Source organism: Roseateles asaccharophilus (assembly GCF_031458115.1).
GTDB classification, from domain to species: Bacteria; Pseudomonadota; Gammaproteobacteria; order Burkholderiales; family Burkholderiaceae_C; genus Pelomonas; species Pelomonas asaccharophilus_A.
Window position 1 is genome coordinate 342,282 of sequence record NZ_JAVDXV010000002.1, and the last position, 15,085, is coordinate 357,366.

17 protein-coding genes are annotated in these 15,085 nt (G+C 69.3%); 9 read left to right on the plus strand and 8 right to left on the minus strand.

Annotated features, from left to right (window positions below):
- The first annotated feature begins 93 nt into the window (after positions 1 to 93).
- Positions 94 to 882 (plus strand): hypothetical protein, encoded by a 789-nt coding sequence (locus J2X21_RS06110; RefSeq protein WP_310326173.1) that lies wholly within the window; start codon positions 94 to 96, stop codon positions 880 to 882.
- Between the two features lie 31 nt (positions 883 to 913).
- Here the strand turns inward: J2X21_RS06110 and J2X21_RS06115 are convergent, their stop codons facing one another.
- Positions 914 to 1,969, minus strand: a complete 1,056-nt coding sequence (locus tag J2X21_RS06115) for a pirin family protein (protein WP_310326175.1) — start codon at positions 1,967 to 1,969, stop codon at positions 914 to 916.
- 29 nt (positions 1,970 to 1,998) lie between these two features.
- Entirely contained in the window at positions 1,999 to 4,152 is a 2,154-nt protein-coding gene (locus tag J2X21_RS06120) for an acyl-CoA dehydrogenase (protein ID WP_310326177.1), read from the minus strand.
- Between the two features lie 216 nt (positions 4,153 to 4,368).
- On the opposite strand from J2X21_RS06120, the gene J2X21_RS06125 reads away from it, so the two are divergent.
- Positions 4,369 to 5,103 carry a hypothetical protein gene (locus tag J2X21_RS06125; protein WP_310326179.1) on the plus strand — a complete coding sequence of 245 codons (735 nt, stop codon included), beginning with the start codon at positions 4,369 to 4,371 and terminating at the stop codon, positions 5,101 to 5,103.
- A 49-nt stretch (positions 5,104 to 5,152) separates the two neighbouring features.
- Here the strand turns inward: J2X21_RS06125 and J2X21_RS06130 are convergent, their stop codons facing one another.
- A complete protein-coding gene (locus tag J2X21_RS06130; RefSeq protein WP_310326181.1) occupies positions 5,153 to 5,521 on the minus strand; it encodes a YciI family protein in 369 nt (122 codons plus the stop codon).
- A gap of 270 nt (positions 5,522 to 5,791) precedes the next feature.
- Between J2X21_RS06130 and J2X21_RS06135 the strand changes: the two genes are divergently transcribed.
- Genes J2X21_RS06135 through J2X21_RS06155 form a run of 5 tightly spaced genes read left to right on the plus strand, consistent with a single transcriptional unit; the run spans position 5,792 to position 9,827 of the window.
- A complete protein-coding gene (locus J2X21_RS06135; RefSeq protein WP_310326184.1) occupies positions 5,792 to 7,174 on the plus strand; it encodes a CmpA/NrtA family ABC transporter substrate-binding protein in 1,383 nt (460 codons plus the stop codon).
- A gap of 2 nt (positions 7,175 to 7,176) precedes the next feature.
- Entirely contained in the window at positions 7,177 to 8,052 is an 876-nt protein-coding gene (gene ntrB / locus J2X21_RS06140; protein WP_404666586.1) for a nitrate ABC transporter permease, read from the plus strand.
- Positions 8,042 to 8,923 carry an ABC transporter ATP-binding protein gene (locus J2X21_RS06145; RefSeq protein ID WP_310326185.1) on the plus strand — a complete coding sequence of 294 codons (882 nt, stop codon included), beginning with the start codon at positions 8,042 to 8,044 and terminating at the stop codon, positions 8,921 to 8,923. The genes ntrB and J2X21_RS06145 overlap by 11 nt, the downstream gene beginning before the upstream one ends.
- On the plus strand, positions 8,920 to 9,363 hold the full coding sequence (cynS, locus tag J2X21_RS06150) for a cyanase (protein ID WP_310326188.1): 444 nt from the start codon (positions 8,920 to 8,922) through the stop codon (positions 9,361 to 9,363). Before J2X21_RS06145 ends, cynS begins: the two co-directional genes overlap by 4 nt.
- Positions 9,360 to 9,827 carry a nuclear transport factor 2 family protein gene (locus J2X21_RS06155; RefSeq protein WP_310327219.1) on the plus strand — a complete coding sequence of 156 codons (468 nt, stop codon included), beginning with the start codon at positions 9,360 to 9,362 and terminating at the stop codon, positions 9,825 to 9,827. The genes cynS and J2X21_RS06155 overlap by 4 nt, the downstream gene beginning before the upstream one ends.
- Here the strand turns inward: J2X21_RS06155 and J2X21_RS06160 are convergent.
- Genes J2X21_RS06160 through J2X21_RS06180 form a run of 5 tightly spaced genes read right to left on the minus strand, consistent with a single transcriptional unit; the run spans position 9,824 to position 13,830 of the window.
- Entirely contained in the window at positions 9,824 to 10,621 is a 798-nt protein-coding gene (locus tag J2X21_RS06160; RefSeq protein ID WP_310326190.1) for a TOBE domain-containing protein, read from the minus strand. The genes J2X21_RS06155 and J2X21_RS06160 overlap by 4 nt on opposite strands.
- Positions 10,618 to 11,379 carry an ABC transporter ATP-binding protein gene (locus tag J2X21_RS06165; protein WP_310326194.1) on the minus strand — a complete coding sequence of 254 codons (762 nt, stop codon included), beginning with the start codon at positions 11,377 to 11,379 and terminating at the stop codon, positions 10,618 to 10,620. The genes J2X21_RS06160 and J2X21_RS06165 overlap by 4 nt, the downstream gene beginning before the upstream one ends.
- On the minus strand, positions 11,376 to 12,110 hold the full coding sequence (gene modA, locus J2X21_RS06170) for a molybdate ABC transporter substrate-binding protein (RefSeq protein WP_310326197.1): 735 nt from the start codon (positions 12,108 to 12,110) through the stop codon (positions 11,376 to 11,378). Before modA ends, J2X21_RS06165 begins: the two co-directional genes overlap by 4 nt.
- Positions 12,107 to 12,793, minus strand: coding sequence for a molybdate ABC transporter permease subunit (gene modB / locus J2X21_RS06175; protein ID WP_310326200.1), 687 nt, complete (start codon positions 12,791 to 12,793; stop codon positions 12,107 to 12,109). Before modB ends, modA begins: the two co-directional genes overlap by 4 nt.
- A gap of 41 nt (positions 12,794 to 12,834) precedes the next feature.
- A complete protein-coding gene (locus tag J2X21_RS06180; protein ID WP_310326203.1) occupies positions 12,835 to 13,830 on the minus strand; it encodes a 2-hydroxyacid dehydrogenase in 996 nt (331 codons plus the stop codon).
- A 46-nt stretch (positions 13,831 to 13,876) separates the two neighbouring features.
- Between J2X21_RS06180 and J2X21_RS06185 the strand changes: the two genes are divergently transcribed.
- Positions 13,877 to 14,812 carry a VTT domain-containing protein gene (locus tag J2X21_RS06185; RefSeq protein WP_310326205.1) on the plus strand — a complete coding sequence of 312 codons (936 nt, stop codon included), beginning with the start codon at positions 13,877 to 13,879 and terminating at the stop codon, positions 14,810 to 14,812.
- 94 nt (positions 14,813 to 14,906) lie between these two features.
- Entirely contained in the window at positions 14,907 to 15,083 is a 177-nt protein-coding gene (locus J2X21_RS06190; protein ID WP_310326207.1) for a DUF3563 family protein, read from the plus strand.
- Positions 15,084 to 15,085 lie beyond the last annotated feature (2 nt).

Genomic DNA, 15,085 nt, shown 5'->3' on the forward strand with positions numbered 1-15,085 from the left:
TCTTTCCGAAAAACAAAACCCTGTTTCGATTTTGCGCGGTACATTGCCGGCCGCAATGCATCACCGCGCCGGCCGGCGCGCAGAAAGAACTCCATGAGCGCCACCCAGCAAATCGCCGAAGCCTTTACCACCGCCCGTGCCGCCGGCCGGTCCGTCGACGCCTACCCGGGCACACCGCCGGCCACGCTGGTCGAGGCCTACGCCATCCAGGCGGCCGCCATTGCGCGCTGGCCCGACGCCGTCAAGGGCTGGAAGGTCGCCCGCGTGAACCCGGCGTTCGCGACGCAGTTCCCCGAGGAGCGCCTGATCGGCCCCGCGTTTGCGCCCAACGTCCACCATGTCGCGGCCGGCGGCACGGCCACCTGCCCGGTATTCGAGGGGGGCTTCGCGGCGGTCGAGGCCGAGGTGGTCATCGTCGTGGCCCAGGACTCGCCCGCCGACAAGGCCGACTGGACGGCCGACACCGTGCTGCCGTTCGTCAAGTCCATGCACATCGGCGTGGAAGTGGCCAGCAGCCCGCTGGCGACGCTGAACGACATCGGCCCCGGCGCGGTCATCTCCGACTTCGGCAACAACTGGGGCGTGGTCGTCGGCGCCGAGATCGCGAACTGGCGCGAGCTGGAGACCATTGACGTCGAGACCTTCATCGACGGCCAGTCGGTCGGCACCGGCAAGGTCGCCATCAAGCCCGGCCCGCTGGGCGCGCTGGCGTTCACGTTGAACAAGCGGGCGCAGCAGGGCCAGATCCTGCGCGCCGGCGACGTGATCTCCACCGGCATGATCACCGGCGTGCACGACATCCGCATCGGCCAGCAGTCGCGCCATGTGTTTGCCGGCGCCGGCGAAGTGCTGGTGCAGATCACGAAGGCGGCCGGCCGCTGAAGCCCATCTGCCGGCGCGAACGCCTACCGGCTCAGGGCTCCTGCGACGGGAACCGTTCCGTCCGGCCGTCGGCGTGCCGCGCGAAGCGGTCGCTGCTGTCGCCATGCACCGGCGCCGGGTCGGGCCACGGCCAGCCGCCGAACTCGGTGCGGCGGTAGTCCTCGAAGGCCTGCCGCAACTCCTGCTCGGTGTTCATGACGAAGGGGCCGTACTGGGCGACGGGCTCACCGATGGGGCGGCCCTGCAGCATCAGCAGCTCGGCGGCTTCTGAACCCTCGTTGACCAGCGTGACGGCGGCACCGGCCCGCAACTCCATCGACTGCCGCACCGCCACTGCCTGGCCGTCCACGGTGATGCGCGAGCCGACGAAGAAGTACAGCTTGCGGCGCGTGCCCCCGCCCGTGGCGGCCGGCAGCACCCACTGCGCCCCGGGCGCCAGGCGCATCGTCCAGATGGCCAGGTCTGCATGCAGGCGCGAGGCCCACGAGTCCGGTGGCGGCGCTAGCGGCTGCGTCACACCGCCCGGCACGGGCAGCGCGCCGGCGATGCAGACGACATCCGTGGTGCGCCCGGCCTCGTCGGTGAAACGGTGCCGCGGGATGTCATGCGACCAGAACATCGTGAAGTGGGGCTGCACCATCTTGCTGTCGGCTGGCAGGTTGAGCCAGATCTGGAACAACTCCAGCGGGTTGGTCCGGTCGGTGCGCAACAGCGGGAACATCTCGGCATGCACGATGCCCTTGCCGGCCGTCAGCCACTGCACGTCGCCACCGCCGAAGCGCGCGGCTGCGCCGAGCGAGTCGGAATGGTCGATGCGGCCCTGGCGCACGATGGTGACCGTCTCGAAGCCGCGGTGAGGATGGGCCGGAAAGCCGGGCACCTGCCGGCCGTGATACATGCTCCAGCCGGCCTGGCCGGAGAAGTCCGATCCCATCTGGCGGCCCGTCAGCAGCGCCGGGTCTGGCCCGTGGCGGCCGTTGCCGGCCGGGTAGGCGTCGTCGTGATGCACGCAGAACAGGAAGGGATCGAACGTCTCCCAGGGCATGCCCAGCGGCGTGATGGAGAGGATGGGTGAGGGCGCAGCCATGGCGGAAGACATCGTGAAGAGTCGCTAGCCTAGCGTGAGTCGGACCGCGGCTCCGCCGGAAAGTCGTCCACCTGGATGACCTTGTCGGCCGCGCGCAGATAGGCCAGCGCCGCCTCGGGGTCGCGGGACCGGGCCGCAGCCGCCTGCAGTGAGTTCGTGCGCCGCACCGCGCGGTTCAGCTCAGGCACCTCATCGCCCAGCGCATCGGCCAGCCGCAGCGCGTCGGCCAGGTCGCGCAGGCCGCCGGTGGCGGGCGGCGCGAAGTCGGGGCACAGCCGGGCGACCAGTGCGGGCTGCGTGCGCAGTGCTTCGGACAGCGCGACGAGATCGCGGTCGCGCAGCGGCGCGAGGTGGCCCGTGCCGTGCAGCAGCAGCGGCGACAGCGCCCGCAGCACGCCCGACGGCAGGTTGGCATGCAGATCGTGCAGCACGGTGGCGGCGGCTTCGAGCTGGAAGCGGATGGCCGCGCGGGCGAAGGGCAGCATGGCCTCGTCGGCCTCCGCCTTGAAGCGCCACACGCTGCAGGCCGCCAGGTACAGATGCGACAGCACATCGCCCAGCCGCGCCGACAGCAGCTCCATGCGCTTGAGCTTGCCGCCCAGCAGCCCCATCGCGAGGTCGGCCGTCAGCGCGTACTTGGCCGACACGCGGGCGATGAGGCGGGCCTCTTTCTCCAACCCCGTCGGCACGCGGCCCTTCAGCCCCGCGCCGAACAGGCTGGCGCCAAGGTTGCGCATCACGTGGCCGGCATGGGCCAGCAGCGCCTTGCCCAGCGCGTCTTCGTCCTTGGCCTGCACGGCAGCCATTTCGTCCATCACGTGCGGATGGCAGCGCACGGCGCCCTGGCCAAAGATGATCAACGCCCGCGACAGCAAGTTGGCGCCTTCCACCGTGATGGCGATGGGCGCATGCCGGTAGGCCACGCCCAGCAGGTTGCTCGGGCCGCTGATGATGCCCTTGCCGCCCAGCACGTCCATGCCGGTCGTGACGGCACGGCGGCCGGCCTCGGTGAGCTGCACCTTCAGGATGGCGCTGGCCACGCTGGGCCGCTCGCCGGCATCCAGCGCCGCGGCCGTGTAGCGGCGCGCGGCGTCGGTGGCGTACAGGTCCGCCGCCGTGCGCGCGATCAGCCCGGCAATGGCCTCGAAGCGCGAGATCGGCAGGCCGAACTGCTCGCGGATGCGGCCGTAGCCCGTCATCACGTAGAGCGCGCCCTGCTGCATCGCCGCGCCCAGCGCCGGCAGCGAGATGGCGCGGCCCGCCGCCAGGCATTCCATCAGCATGCGCCAGCCCTGGCCCACCTGCGGCTCTCCGCCGATGATCCAGTCCATCGGCACAAACACGTCCTCGCCGCGGATGGGGCCGTTCATGAAAGCCGAGTCCATCGGCCGATGGCGGCGGCCGATCTGCAACCCCGGCGTGGGCACCGGGATCAACGCGCAGGTGATGTCCAGCTGCTGCTGGCCTTCGGGCTTCGACGGGTCCACCGCCTGGAAGGCCAAGCCCACGACGGTGGCCACCGGCGCCAGCGTGATGTAGCGCTTGTCGAAGTTGACGACGAAGCCGCGAACGCGCTTTCCATCGATCTCGCGCTCGGTCAAAACGCCGGTGTCGGGGATGGAGGCGGCGTCCGATCCGGCGTAGGGCGACGTGAGGCCGAAGCAGGGCAGGTCGCGGCCATCGGCGAGCCGGGGCAGGTAGTGCCTTTTCTGCGCGTCGGTGCCGTAGTGCAGCAGCAGCTCTGCCGGCCCGAGTGAGTTGGGCACCATGACCGTCACCGCGACGGCCACGTTGACGCTCGCGATGCGCGTGACCACGGCCGCATGCGCGAAGTGGCCAAAGCCCAGCCCGCCATGCTCGCGCGGAATGATCATCCCGAAGAAGCGCCGCTCGCGCAGGAACTGCCATACGGCGGGCGGCAGGTCGCGCGCCTCGTCGATGGCGAAGTCGTCCAGCATCGCGATCAGCTCGCGCACGTCGCCGTCGAGAAAGGCCTGCTCCTCGGCCGTCAGCCGGTTGGGCGGCATGGCCAGCAGGCGGTCGAAGTCCGGCTTGCCGCCGAACAGCTGGCCCTCGAAACCGACGGTGCCTGCTTCCAGCGCGGCGCGCTCGGTGTCGCCCATCTGGGGCAGGGCCTTGGCGAAGGGCTCGAAGGCCAGTCGTCCCAGCAGGTTGGCAATCACGGCAGCGGTCTCCTTCGGCGGTCATGTTGCCCCAGCGGGCACGGGCCGCGCGTCAGCGGTGTCTGATTCGCGCCGCTGCGCGTCGGCAACGTGTGGCCGGGCGTCGAGCCAGTCCTGCGCCGGTCCCGTCGCGTGCATGCCGGTTTCGTCGCATCGTGCGGGACGGGTCGAGGGCGGCCGCCTAGATTGCAGGCGCTGTGAACTTCAGGAGCAGAGATGACATTCACCGGAACGAGGCGGGCGGCGCTCGGCCTGCTGGCCGGAGCTGCGGCTGCGTCGGCCAGGGCGCAGGCGCCGGCGCGCGGCGAGGTCTTCATCGTCTCGACGCTGTACGCGCGTCACCAGGGGGTCCCCGCTTATGACCTGCAGGTGCTGCGCCGGCTCATCGAGGCGGTGCGGCCGCAAGCGCTGGTGCTGGACGTGACGCCCACCGAGCTGCGTACCCGCCGCGTCTGGCCCGGCAAGGTCGAGTACACCGGCGTCATCTTTCCCTATCTCGATGCCACCGGCGTGCCGGCCCATGCCTCGGAGCCGGACGAGCCGCTGTTCGCGGAGCTGACGGGCGCGGTGGGGCAGGCGTACAAGGCATTCGGCGAGCGCCAACCGGCCGGGGCCAAGGCGCTGGACGACATGAAGCAGGGCGCCTACCGCGCGATGGCCGCCAGCTGGGCGTCCGCGGCCGACGTCCACAGCGACCGCACCGACGGCCTCGTGGCGGCCCTGCGCGAGTTCGAGGAAGGCCTGGTCGGCGCCGAGGCCCGGCGCGTGCAGGAACAGTGGGACCGCCACCACGCCGCCCGGCTCCGCGCCGCCGTCGCCGCCCACCCGGGCCAGCGGGTGCTGATGCTGGTGGGCATCGAGAGCCGCTACCGCGTGCTGGCGGAGCTGCGCGCGGCGGGCGACGTGGAGCCGGTGGCGATGGAAGCCTGGCTGCGGCGCGCCGGGATCTGAGGCGGCGCGCCGGCTGGCATCGGCGACGTCGCGTCGCCGTGGCGCAGCCTCAGCCCCGTCTGATTCGCGCCTCGACTTGCGGTGGCAGCGGCATGAACTCGCGCACGTGCTGCGCGCAGCGGCAAGCAGCGGCAATCCGGGCGGCCCAGCGGTGGGCCTCCTCGCGGCTGGCCACCTCGACGACGGTGAAGCCGCCGATGAAGTCCCTGCACGCCGGGTCGGGGCCGTGAGCAACCGTGCCGTCGGTCGCCACGATGGTCATCGTGTTCGGCTCCAGCAGCCCACCGGCAAACAGGTAGACGCCGGCTTCGATGGCATCCAGCACGACGGCAGCTGCAGCCTGGCCGACGGCGGGGAAGTCGGCGGCCGGGATGTGGCGCATGGCGCCCTCGTTGAAGGAGATCAGGTATTGGGGCATCGGGCGCTCCGAAGTCTTGTCTTGTCACGACGAGCGAGGGGGTGCTGGATCGACGAGCTGGCCTTTACAACGCGCATTCCGAGAGGTCAGCGCGGCGCGCGCTTGCTGCGGTGCTGATGATGCCTGTGATATTTCTTGCTGGCGTGCGGTTGCGATCCCTGATGTCCAGGAAATCCCTCGTAGTTCCACCCCTACAGAAACTCGCCGCCCATCACGATTCCTTGGCAGCCCGTGCGTTCCTAGAGTCGCTTCCACATGAGGAGCGACCCGATGACCCACGATCCCTACGACGCCGACCGGCCCCTGCTGATGCGCTGCGCTTGCGGCCGGCATGCGAGCCCGGCCGACCATGCCGCCGCCGAGCTGCGCGCCCGCAGCGAAACGGCCGACTTCGAGGCCGAATCCGCCAGCTTCGTCGAAGCCACGCTCGTGAAGGCGCTGTTCCCGCAGGACGCTGTGCGCCGCCGCTTCCTGAAGGCCGTGGGCCGCAACACGGCGATGGCCGCGATCTCCAGCGTGCTGCCGGTCGCATCGCTGCAGGCGATGGCGCAGGGCACCACGGGTGCGCTGGAGAAGAAGGACTTGAAGATCGGCTTCATTCCCATCACCTGCGCCACGCCGCTGATCATGGCGCACCCGCTGGGCTTCTACAGCAAGCAGGGCTTGAACGTGGAGGTGGTGAAGACGGCCGGCTGGGCACTCATCCGCGACAAGATGATCAACAAGGAGTACGACGCCACGCACTTCCTGTCGCCCATGCCGCTGGCCATCAGCCAGGGGCTGGGGTCGGTCGCCACGCCGATGAACGTGGCCACCATCCAGAACACCAACGGCCAGGCGATCACGCTGAGCGTCAAGCACAAGGACAAGCGCGATCCCAAGGACTGGAAGGGCTTCAAGTTCGCGGTGCCCTTCGAGTATTCGATGCACAACTTCCTGCTGCGCTACTACGTGGCGGAAGCGGGGCTGGACCCGGACCGCGACATCCAGATCCGCGTGCTGCCGCCGCCGGAGATGGTGGCCAACCTGCGCTCCGGCAACATCGACGGCTTCCTCGGCCCGGACCCGTTCAACCAGCGCGCGGTGTTCGAGGAGGTGGGCTTCATCCACATCCTCACCAAGGAACTGTGGGACGGCCACCCCTGCTGCGCCTTCGGCACCAGCACCGAGTTCATCCAGAAGAACCCGAACACCTTCATCGCGCTGTACCGCGCGGTGCTGACGGCCGCCGCGATGGCGCGCGAGGCCAAGAACCGCGAGCTGATCGCCAAGGTCATTGCGCCGCAGGCCTACCTGAACCAGCCGGAGACCGTCATCGCCCAGGTGCTGACGGGCAAGTTCGCCGACGGCCTGGGCAACGTGAAGGTCGTGCCCGACCGCGCCGACTTCAATCCCATGCCCTGGCAGAGCATGGCCGTGTGGATCCTGAGCCAGATGAAGCGCTGGGGCTACATCAAGGGCGACGTGAACTACAAGCAGATCGCCGAGAAGGTGTTCCTGCTCACGGACGCGAAGAAGCAGATGAAGGCGCTGGACCAGGCCGTGCCCGAGGACAAGACCGGCGGCTATCCGAAGTTCAAGGTCATGGGCAAGGAGTTCGATCCGGCCAAGCCCGACGCCTACGTCAACAGCTTCGCCATCAAGCGCACCTGACCATGCAGCGCTCCCTGAACTTCCGCGCCGGCCTGCTGTCGCTGCTGCTGCTGGGCTGCCTGCTGGGCATCTGGCACCTGGCGACGTTGGGCACCGCGCCCGCGGCCAAGCCGGCCGCAGCGATGACGCCCGAGCAGATCGAGTACGCCAAGCTGATGGGCAAGCCCATCGACGCGCCCGCCGCCGCGCCGGCCAAGAGTGGCTTCCCGACGCTGGCGCAGATGGGCACGGTCGTCGGCCGCCACCTGTCCGAGCCGTTCTACGACCGCGGCCCCAACGACAAGGGCATCGGCCTGCAACTCGCCTACTCGCTGGGCCGCGTGGGCCTGGGCTATCTGCTGGCGGCGCTGGTGGCCATTCCGCTGGGGTTCGTCATCGGCATGAGCCCGCTGATCTACAAGGCGCTGGATCCGTTCATCCAGGTCTTGAAGCCCATCTCGCCGCTGGCCTGGATGCCGCTGGCGCTCTACACGATCAAGGACTCGGCCGCGAGCGGCATCTTCGTCATCTTCATCTGCAGCCTGTGGCCCATGTTGATCAACACCGCCTTCGGCGTGGCCGGTGTGCGGCGCGAGTGGCTGAACGTGGCGCGCACGTTGGAGGTGAGCCCGCTGCGCCGCGCGTTCGAGGTGATCCTGCCGGCCGCGGCGCCCACCATCCTGACGGGCATGCGCATCAGCATGGGCATCGCGTGGCTGGTCATCGTGGCCGCCGAGATGCTGGTGGGCGGCACGGGCATCGGCTACTTCGTCTGGAACGAGTGGAACAACCTCAGCCTGCCCAACGTCATCTTCGCCATCCTCGTCATCGGCCTCGTGGGCATGGCGTTGGACCTGCTGTTCGCCCGCGCACAAAAAGCGGTGACCTATGCCGACTGAACTCGTCCAGATCCAGGGCCTGGCCAAGCGCTATGGCGATGCGACCGTCTTTGAGGGCGTCAACTTCACGCTGACTGAGGGCGAGTTCGTCTGCATCATCGGCCACAGCGGCTGCGGCAAGACCACCATCCTCAACGTGCTGGCCGGCCTGGAGCAGGCGAGCGACGGTCATGTCTTCATGGCCAACCGCGAGGTGGCCGGGCCGGGCCTGGAGCGCGGCGTCGTGTTCCAAGGCCATGCGCTGATGCCGTGGCTGACCGTGCGCCAGAACATCGCGTTTGCGGTGCGCAGCAAGTGGCCCGACTGGAAGCGCGCCGAGGTCGACAAGCAGGTCGAGAAGTACGTGGCCCTCGTGGGCCTGACGCCCGCGCTGGACAAGAAGCCCAGCCAGCTGTCCGGCGGCATGAAGCAGCGCGTGGGCATCGCCCGCGCCTTCGCCATCGAGCCGCGCATGCTGCTGCTGGACGAGCCCTTCGGCGCGCTGGACGCGCTGACGCGCGGCACCATCCAGGACGAGCTGCTGAAGATCTGCGCGGCGACCCAGCAGACGGTCTTCATGATCACGCACGACGTGGACGAGGCCATCCTGCTCGCCGACCGCATCCTGCTGATGGCCAACGGCCCGCAGGCGCGCGTGGCGGAGATCGTCGTCAACACGATGCCGCGCGACCGCCAGCGCGCCACGCTGCACCACGACCCGCAGTACTACCGCATCCGCAACCACCTCGTCGATTTCCTCGTCGAGCGCAGCGCCACCCTCTCTCATGGCCGCGCGCCCGAGCACCCACCCGAGGTGCGGCCGGGGCTCGCGCCGGTCGCCGAAGTCATTCCCCTCGAATCCCATCCCACACCACTCAGGAGTCAAGCATGAGCCGCCTTGCAGTCACCGAAAAGATCATTGCCACCAAGGTCGCCAAGGGCATCAAGTGGGCCGACGTCGCCACCGACATTGGCTTGTCCAAGGAATGGGTCACCGCCGGCTGCCTGGGCCAGATGACCTTCAACGACGAGCAGGCCGCCAAGCTGGCGAAGTTCTTCGACCTGACCGAAGCCGAGACGCAATGGCTGAAGGTCGTGCCCTACAAGGGCAGCCTGCCCACCAGCGTGCCGACCGACCCGCTGATCTACCGCTTCTACGAGCTGATCAGCGTCTACGGCACGACGTTCAAGGAGCTGATCCACGAGGAATTTGGCGACGGCATCATGAGCGCGATCGACTTCAAGATGGACCTGCAGCGCGAGCCGAATGCGGCCGGCGACCGCGTCAGCATCGTCATGAGCGGGAAATTTCTCCCCTACAAGACGTACTGAACATGAAGCCGCCGCTGCCCCCGTTCACGCAGGAGTCGGCCGCGCAGAAGGTGCGCCTGGCCGAAGACGCCTGGAACAGCCGCGACCCCGACCGGGTCGTCGGCGTCTACACGGACGACACGGTCTGGCGCAACCGCGCGGAGTTCCCTGTGGGCCGCGAGCAGGTGCATGGCTTTCTCGTGCGCAAGTGGGCCAGGGAGCTGGACTACCGGCTCATCAAGGAGCTGTGGGCCGTGTCAGGCCATCGCATTGCCGTGCGCTTCGCCTATGAGTGGCACGACGACTCGGGGCACTGGTATCGCAGCTACGGCAACGAGAACTGGGAGTTCACGGGCGAGGGCCTGATGCGAAGGCGCTTCGCCAGCATCAATGACCTGCCCATCGCGGCGGACAAGCGACTGTTCTTCTGGCCGATGGGGAGGCGGCCGGACGACCACCCGAGCTTGAGCGAGCTGGGTCTTTAATCGCGCACCGCCAGCATCACTGCATAGGCCTTGAACACCGCCGTCGCGGGCTGGCCTACCGTCAGGCCCAGGCCGTCGACGGAGTCGTTGGTCACGCTGGCGGTGACGACCATGCCGCCCGGCAGCGTCAGCCCGATCAGCGACGACACGGCACCGCGCTCCACGCGCGACACGGTGCCGGCCAACTGGTTGCGAGCCGACAGCTTGTAGCCGCCGAAGTCCGTCACCAGCACCACCTCGCTGGACTTCACCAGCGCCAGCGCCTCCTTACCGGTCTTCACGTTCAGCTCGTGCGCGGCCGGCGTGGTCAGCGAGGCGGTGACCTCCTGGCCGCCATCCAGCGCGACGCGCACGGTCGTCGTGGCCGGGCCGGGGTTCACGCCGGCGATGCGGCCGAAGAACTGGTTGCGGGCGGTGGTCTTCATGCTCATCCTTTTCAGCAGCGCGTCCAGCGCCGGTTGGGTGGCCAGCCAGGCGGCCTGCTCGTGCAGGAAGGCTGCGTGGCGGGACTGCAGCTCGCGCCAGGCGGCCAGCAGCGCGTCGCCCTCGACCGTCAGTCTGGTGCCGCCGCCGCCGGCGCCGCCGGTGGCCTTGGCGACCAGCGGCGCATGCGTCAGTGCCTGTGCGGCGTCCAGCACCAGCCAGGCGCCCTTGTAGCTGTAGCCGGCCGCCTTGGCGGCCTTCTGCAGCGAGCCGGTCAGCGCCAGCGCGGCCAGCAGGTCGAAGAAGCGGCCATCCAGCCGGCCGGCCAGGCGCAGTTCGCCTTGCAACAGCGGGTGGTCATTCACCGTCATGCGATCTGCGACTTCAGGAACTCGCGGCGTTGTTGCTCCTCGGGCCGCAGCGCGGTGCTGTCCAGCAACTCGCGGCCTCGGCCGGCGATGAGGTCCACCTCGCGCGTGACGCGGCCGCCATCCACGATGTAGGCGCGATGGGCCAGCGCTGCCACGTCGTCCAGGTCGTGCGTGATCATCACGGCCGGGATGCCCCAGCGCTCGCGCACCGCGCGCAGCTCGTCGCGCAGCTGCTGGCGCAGCATGGGGTGCAGCGCGGCGAAGGGTTCGTCCAGCAGCAGCACCTGCGGGTTGCAGGCGAGGGCCCGTGCCAGCGCCACGCGTTGCTGCTGGCCGCCGGACAGCGTCGCGGGTTTGCTGCGTGCCATAGCCTCCAGGCCAAAGGACTCGATCAGCTCATCCACGCGCGCCGCGTCGTCGGACTTCAGGCGCTTGCGCCAGCTGGTCAGCCCGAACGCGATGTTGTCGCGCACGCTGAGATGCGGGAACAGCGCGTAGTGCTGGAACAGATAGCCCACACCGCGCGCCTCGGGCGCGAGGTTGATGCCGGCGGCCGTGTCCAGCAGCGCGCGGCCGTTCAGCTTCACATGGCCGGCCTGCACGGGCAGCAGCCCGGCCATGGCCTGCAGTGTCAGCGACTTGCCGGCGCCGGACGGCCCGTACAGCGCGACGAAGGGCGCATCGGTCGCGAACGCGATGTCGAGGTCGAAGCGGCGGTTCCTGTCGCTGACCGAGAGCTGGAGGTGGACGTCGATCAAGGTTTTGAGAAGCCGTAGCGGGCCAGGATGGCCTGCGCCTCGACACCGTTGATGAAGTTGACGAAGTCTCGCGCCAAAGCGGCCTGCTTGCTGTCGGCCACGACGGCCACCGGGTAGGTGACGGGCGCATGGCCGCCCACCGTCATCGCGACGCGCACTTTGTCCTTGGCGATGCCGGCTTCGGTGCGGTAGACGAAACCGGCCTCGACCTCGCCGCGCGACACGTAGTCCAGCACCTGGCGCACGTTGTCGGCAAACACCAGCTTGGGTTGCAGCTCACCCCACAGCTGCGCGCTCTCCAGCGCCTGCTGCGTGTAGCGGCCCACCGGCACCGAAGCCACCTTGCCGACGGCAATGCGCTTGACGGCCGGCAGCGCCAGCTCGCGCAGGTTCTTGATCGCGCCGTCCGGCGGCGTGACCAGCACCAGCTCGTTGGCCGCGAAGTCACGGCGCGTGTCGGCGAGGAACAGCTTCTGCTCGACGCCGCGGTTCATCGTGGCCTGGTCGGCGCTGGCAAACACGTCCACCGGCGCGCCCTGCGCGATCTGCTGCAGCAGCACGCCCGACGCGGCGAAGTTGAAGCGCACCGTGGTGCCGGGCCGGCCGGTTTCGAACTTCGCGCCGATCTCCTTGAACGCATCGGTCAAGCTGGCGGCGGCCGAGACGGTCAGCTGCTGGGCCGACGCCAGCAAGGGCAAGGCGAGGGACAGGGCGGCGAGAAGGCGTTTCATGGCGAAGGCGAGCGTTGGAGGAAGCGGTTGGACAGCACGAGGATGGCAACCGACACGGCCGACACGAACAGCGCCAGCATCAGCGCCAGGTCGTCGCGCCCGGCCTGCACGGCGTCGTAGATGGCCATGGATGCCGTCTGCGTCTGGCCCGGGATGGAGCCGGCCACCATCAGCGACGCGCCGAACTCGCCCATCGCGCGGGCGAAGGCCAGCAGCGTGCCGGCCAGGATGCCGGGCCAGGCCAGCGGCAGCGTCACGCGCACGAAGCTGCTCCAGCGCGACTGGCGCAGCGTGCGCGCGGCGGCCTCCAGGTTGCGGTCCACCTGCGCGAAGGCGCTGCTGGCGCCCTTGAGCACCAGCGGCAGCGCCACCAGCGCCGACGCGATGACCGCGCCGTGCCAGTTGAAGATGACCGTGTAGTCGAAGTGCTCGCGCAGCCAGCCACCCAGGGCGCTGCGCCGGCCCATCAGTACCAGCAGGCCGTAGCCCAGCACGGTGGGCGGCAGCACGAGCGGCAGCATGCAGATGGCCTCCAGCACGCCGCGGCCCGGCAGCCGGGTGCGTGCAAACACCCAGCCCAGCGCGACGCCCAGCACCAGCGCCAGCGCGGTGGCGACGACGGCCACGCGCAGCGTCAGCGCCAGCGGTGCGGCGTCGAACTGGGTCCAAAGGTCGGGGGACATGGGTGCGTAATGTAATCAACTACATCACGCAGGGTGGCGCCTCAGCCTTCGGGAACGCGGTGGTGCAGCGGTCGTCCGGCCTCGAAGTCGCTGAGGCTCGCTATGGTGGTGGCCATGATCTGGCCGATGGCTTCGACGGTGAAGAAGGCTTGGTGGCCGGTCACGACGACGTTGGGGAAGGACACCAGCCGCTGGATGACGTCGTCCGTGATGACGGTGGACGACAGGTCCTGGAAGAACAGGCTGGCTTCCTGCTCGTAGACGTCGATGGCCAACCCGCCCAACTGGCCGGTCTTCAGCGCCTGGATGGCCGCCTCGGTGTCCACCAGCCCGCCGCGGCTGGTGTTGACCAGCAGCGCGCCGCGCTTCACGCCGGCCAGCGACTGCGCGTTGACGATGTGGTGCGTGCTCTCGAACAGCGGGCAGTGCAGCGAGATGACGTCGCTCGCCGCCATCAGCTCCGGCACGCCCACGTAGCGGCCGCCCAGCGCCTCGAAGGCCGGGTTGGGTGTCACGTCGTGGCCCAGCAGCGTGCAGCCGAAGCCGTGCAGGATGCGCGCAAAGATCGCGCCGATCTTGCCGGTGCCGATGACGCCGACCGTCTTGCCGTGCAGATCGAACCCCATCAGCCCCTCCAGCTCGAAGTTGCCGTCGCGGGTGCGGGCGCTGGCGCGGGCGATCTTGCGGTTGACGGCCAGCAGCAGGCCCACCGCGAACTCGGCCACCGAGTGCGGCGAGTAGTCGGTCACGCGCACCACCGCGATGCCCAGCTTTTCGGCTGCGGCGGCGTCGATGTGGTTGTAGCCCGTGGAGCGCGTGGCCACGATGCGCGTGCCCTGGGCATGCAGCTGGGCCAGCACGCTGGCGTTCACGCTGTCGTTGACGAATACGCAGACGGCCGCGCAGCCCTCGGCCAGCCGGGCGGTGTCGGCGGTCAGCCGGTCCTGGATGAACACCAGCTGATGGCCGGCCCGCGCGTTGGCCTGGGTCAGCAGCGACTGGTCGTAGCGGCGGGCGCTGAAGACGGCGGTTTTCATGGGGGCATGCTATGCCGCCGGCTCGCTATGCTGGCCGCCTCGCATCATGGACTTGCTGACCGAACTCTTCGCCCGCCACGGCCTCGTCACCGTGGCGCTGGCCGTGCTGCTGGGGCAGATCGGCGCGCCGCTGCCGTCCACGCCGGTGCTGCTGCTGGCGGGCGTGGAGGCCGGCAGCCGGCCTGGGTTCGCGTGGCAGGCCTTCGTCGTCGCGACGCTGTCGGCGCAACTGGCCAACGGGTTGTGGTTCTGGGCCGGCCGGCGTCTGGGGCGGCGCGTGCTGGCGACGCTGTGCCGCATCTCCATCTCGCCGGACAGTTGCGTGCGCCAGAACGAGGCCAGCTTTGCGCGCCGTGGCGTGCTGACGCTGGTCATTGCCAAGTTCGTGCCCGGGCTGTCCATCCTGGCGCCGCCGCTGGCCGGCACGCTGGGCATGCGCACCTGGCACTTCATGGTGTGGAACCTGCTGGGCTCGGCGCTGTGGGCCGGCGCCGCCATCGCCGTAGGCCGCATCTTCCATGCGCAGATCGACGCCGTGCTGCAGGCCTTGGCCCAACTGGGCAGTGCAGCGGTGGTGCTGGCCGGCGCCGCGCTGCTGGCCTACCTGGCCTGGCGGCTGTGGCGGCGTGCGCAGTTCAACCGCGAGCTGAAGCGCTTCGAGCGCCTGGGGCCGGTTGAAGCCATGGCGCTGCTGGACGCGCAGGGTGACATCCTGTTCGTGGACGTGCGGGCGTTCGCGCCCGACATGCCGCTGGGCCACCGCATCCCCGGCGCCCGGCACCTGGATCTGGGCGCACTGCGCGAGGACACGCTGGCCGACTGGCCGCCGTCGGCGGAACTGATCACCTATTGCGCCTGCCCCAACGATGCTTCCGCCGCTCGCGCGGCGCTGTGGTTGCGGCAGCAGGGGCGCAGCGTGCGCGTGTTGCGCGGCGGCATCGACGCCTGGAAGCAGGCAGGATTGCACGTCGAGACGCTCTGACCGTGGCGGCCGGCGTTGCGCCGGTATGGGTATTAACCCTAAACTAGGGTTTACCCGAAAACAGGGGCCCACGAAGCTCCGCCACTCCCACATCATGAGCCTGATCCAGAACCTCCTGCAGTCCCTGCGCGGCGCGCTGACCATCCAGACTTCCCAGGAAAACGAAGAGCAATTCCTGGCCAACGCCGTCGATCACGCGGACCTCGAGCGCCGTATTGCCGTCCAGTCGCGCGCCTACCAGTCCATGGCGCCCATGAACATCGGCCGCTGACC

Bases quoted from the DNA above. Each gene is read 5' to 3' on its own strand.
- J2X21_RS06110 (WP_310326173.1), top strand. From the start codon at position 94: ATGAGCGCCACCCAGCAAATCGCCGAAGCCTTTACCACCGCCCGTGCC.
- J2X21_RS06115 (WP_310326175.1), bottom strand. From the start codon at position 1,969: ATGGCTGCGCCCTCACCCATCCTCTCCATCACGCCGCTGGGCATGCCC.
- J2X21_RS06125 (WP_310326179.1), top strand. From the start codon at position 4,369: ATGACATTCACCGGAACGAGGCGGGCGGCGCTCGGCCTGCTGGCCGGA.
- J2X21_RS06130 (WP_310326181.1), bottom strand. From the start codon at position 5,521: ATGCCCCAATACCTGATCTCCTTCAACGAGGGCGCCATGCGCCACATC.
- J2X21_RS06135 (WP_310326184.1), top strand. From the start codon at position 5,792: ATGACCCACGATCCCTACGACGCCGACCGGCCCCTGCTGATGCGCTGC.
- ntrB (WP_404666586.1), top strand. From the start codon at position 7,177: ATGCAGCGCTCCCTGAACTTCCGCGCCGGCCTGCTGTCGCTGCTGCTG.
- J2X21_RS06145 (WP_310326185.1), top strand. From the start codon at position 8,042: ATGCCGACTGAACTCGTCCAGATCCAGGGCCTGGCCAAGCGCTATGGC.
- cynS (WP_310326188.1), top strand. From the start codon at position 8,920: ATGAGCCGCCTTGCAGTCACCGAAAAGATCATTGCCACCAAGGTCGCC.
- J2X21_RS06160 (WP_310326190.1), bottom strand. From the start codon at position 10,621: ATGACGGTGAATGACCACCCGCTGTTGCAAGGCGAACTGCGCCTGGCC.
- modA (WP_310326197.1), bottom strand. From the start codon at position 12,110: ATGAAACGCCTTCTCGCCGCCCTGTCCCTCGCCTTGCCCTTGCTGGCG.
- modB (WP_310326200.1), bottom strand. From the start codon at position 12,793: ATGTCCCCCGACCTTTGGACCCAGTTCGACGCCGCACCGCTGGCGCTG.
- J2X21_RS06180 (WP_310326203.1), bottom strand. From the start codon at position 13,830: ATGAAAACCGCCGTCTTCAGCGCCCGCCGCTACGACCAGTCGCTGCTG.
- J2X21_RS06185 (WP_310326205.1), top strand. From the start codon at position 13,877: ATGGACTTGCTGACCGAACTCTTCGCCCGCCACGGCCTCGTCACCGTG.
- J2X21_RS06190 (WP_310326207.1), top strand. From the start codon at position 14,907: ATGAGCCTGATCCAGAACCTCCTGCAGTCCCTGCGCGGCGCGCTGACC.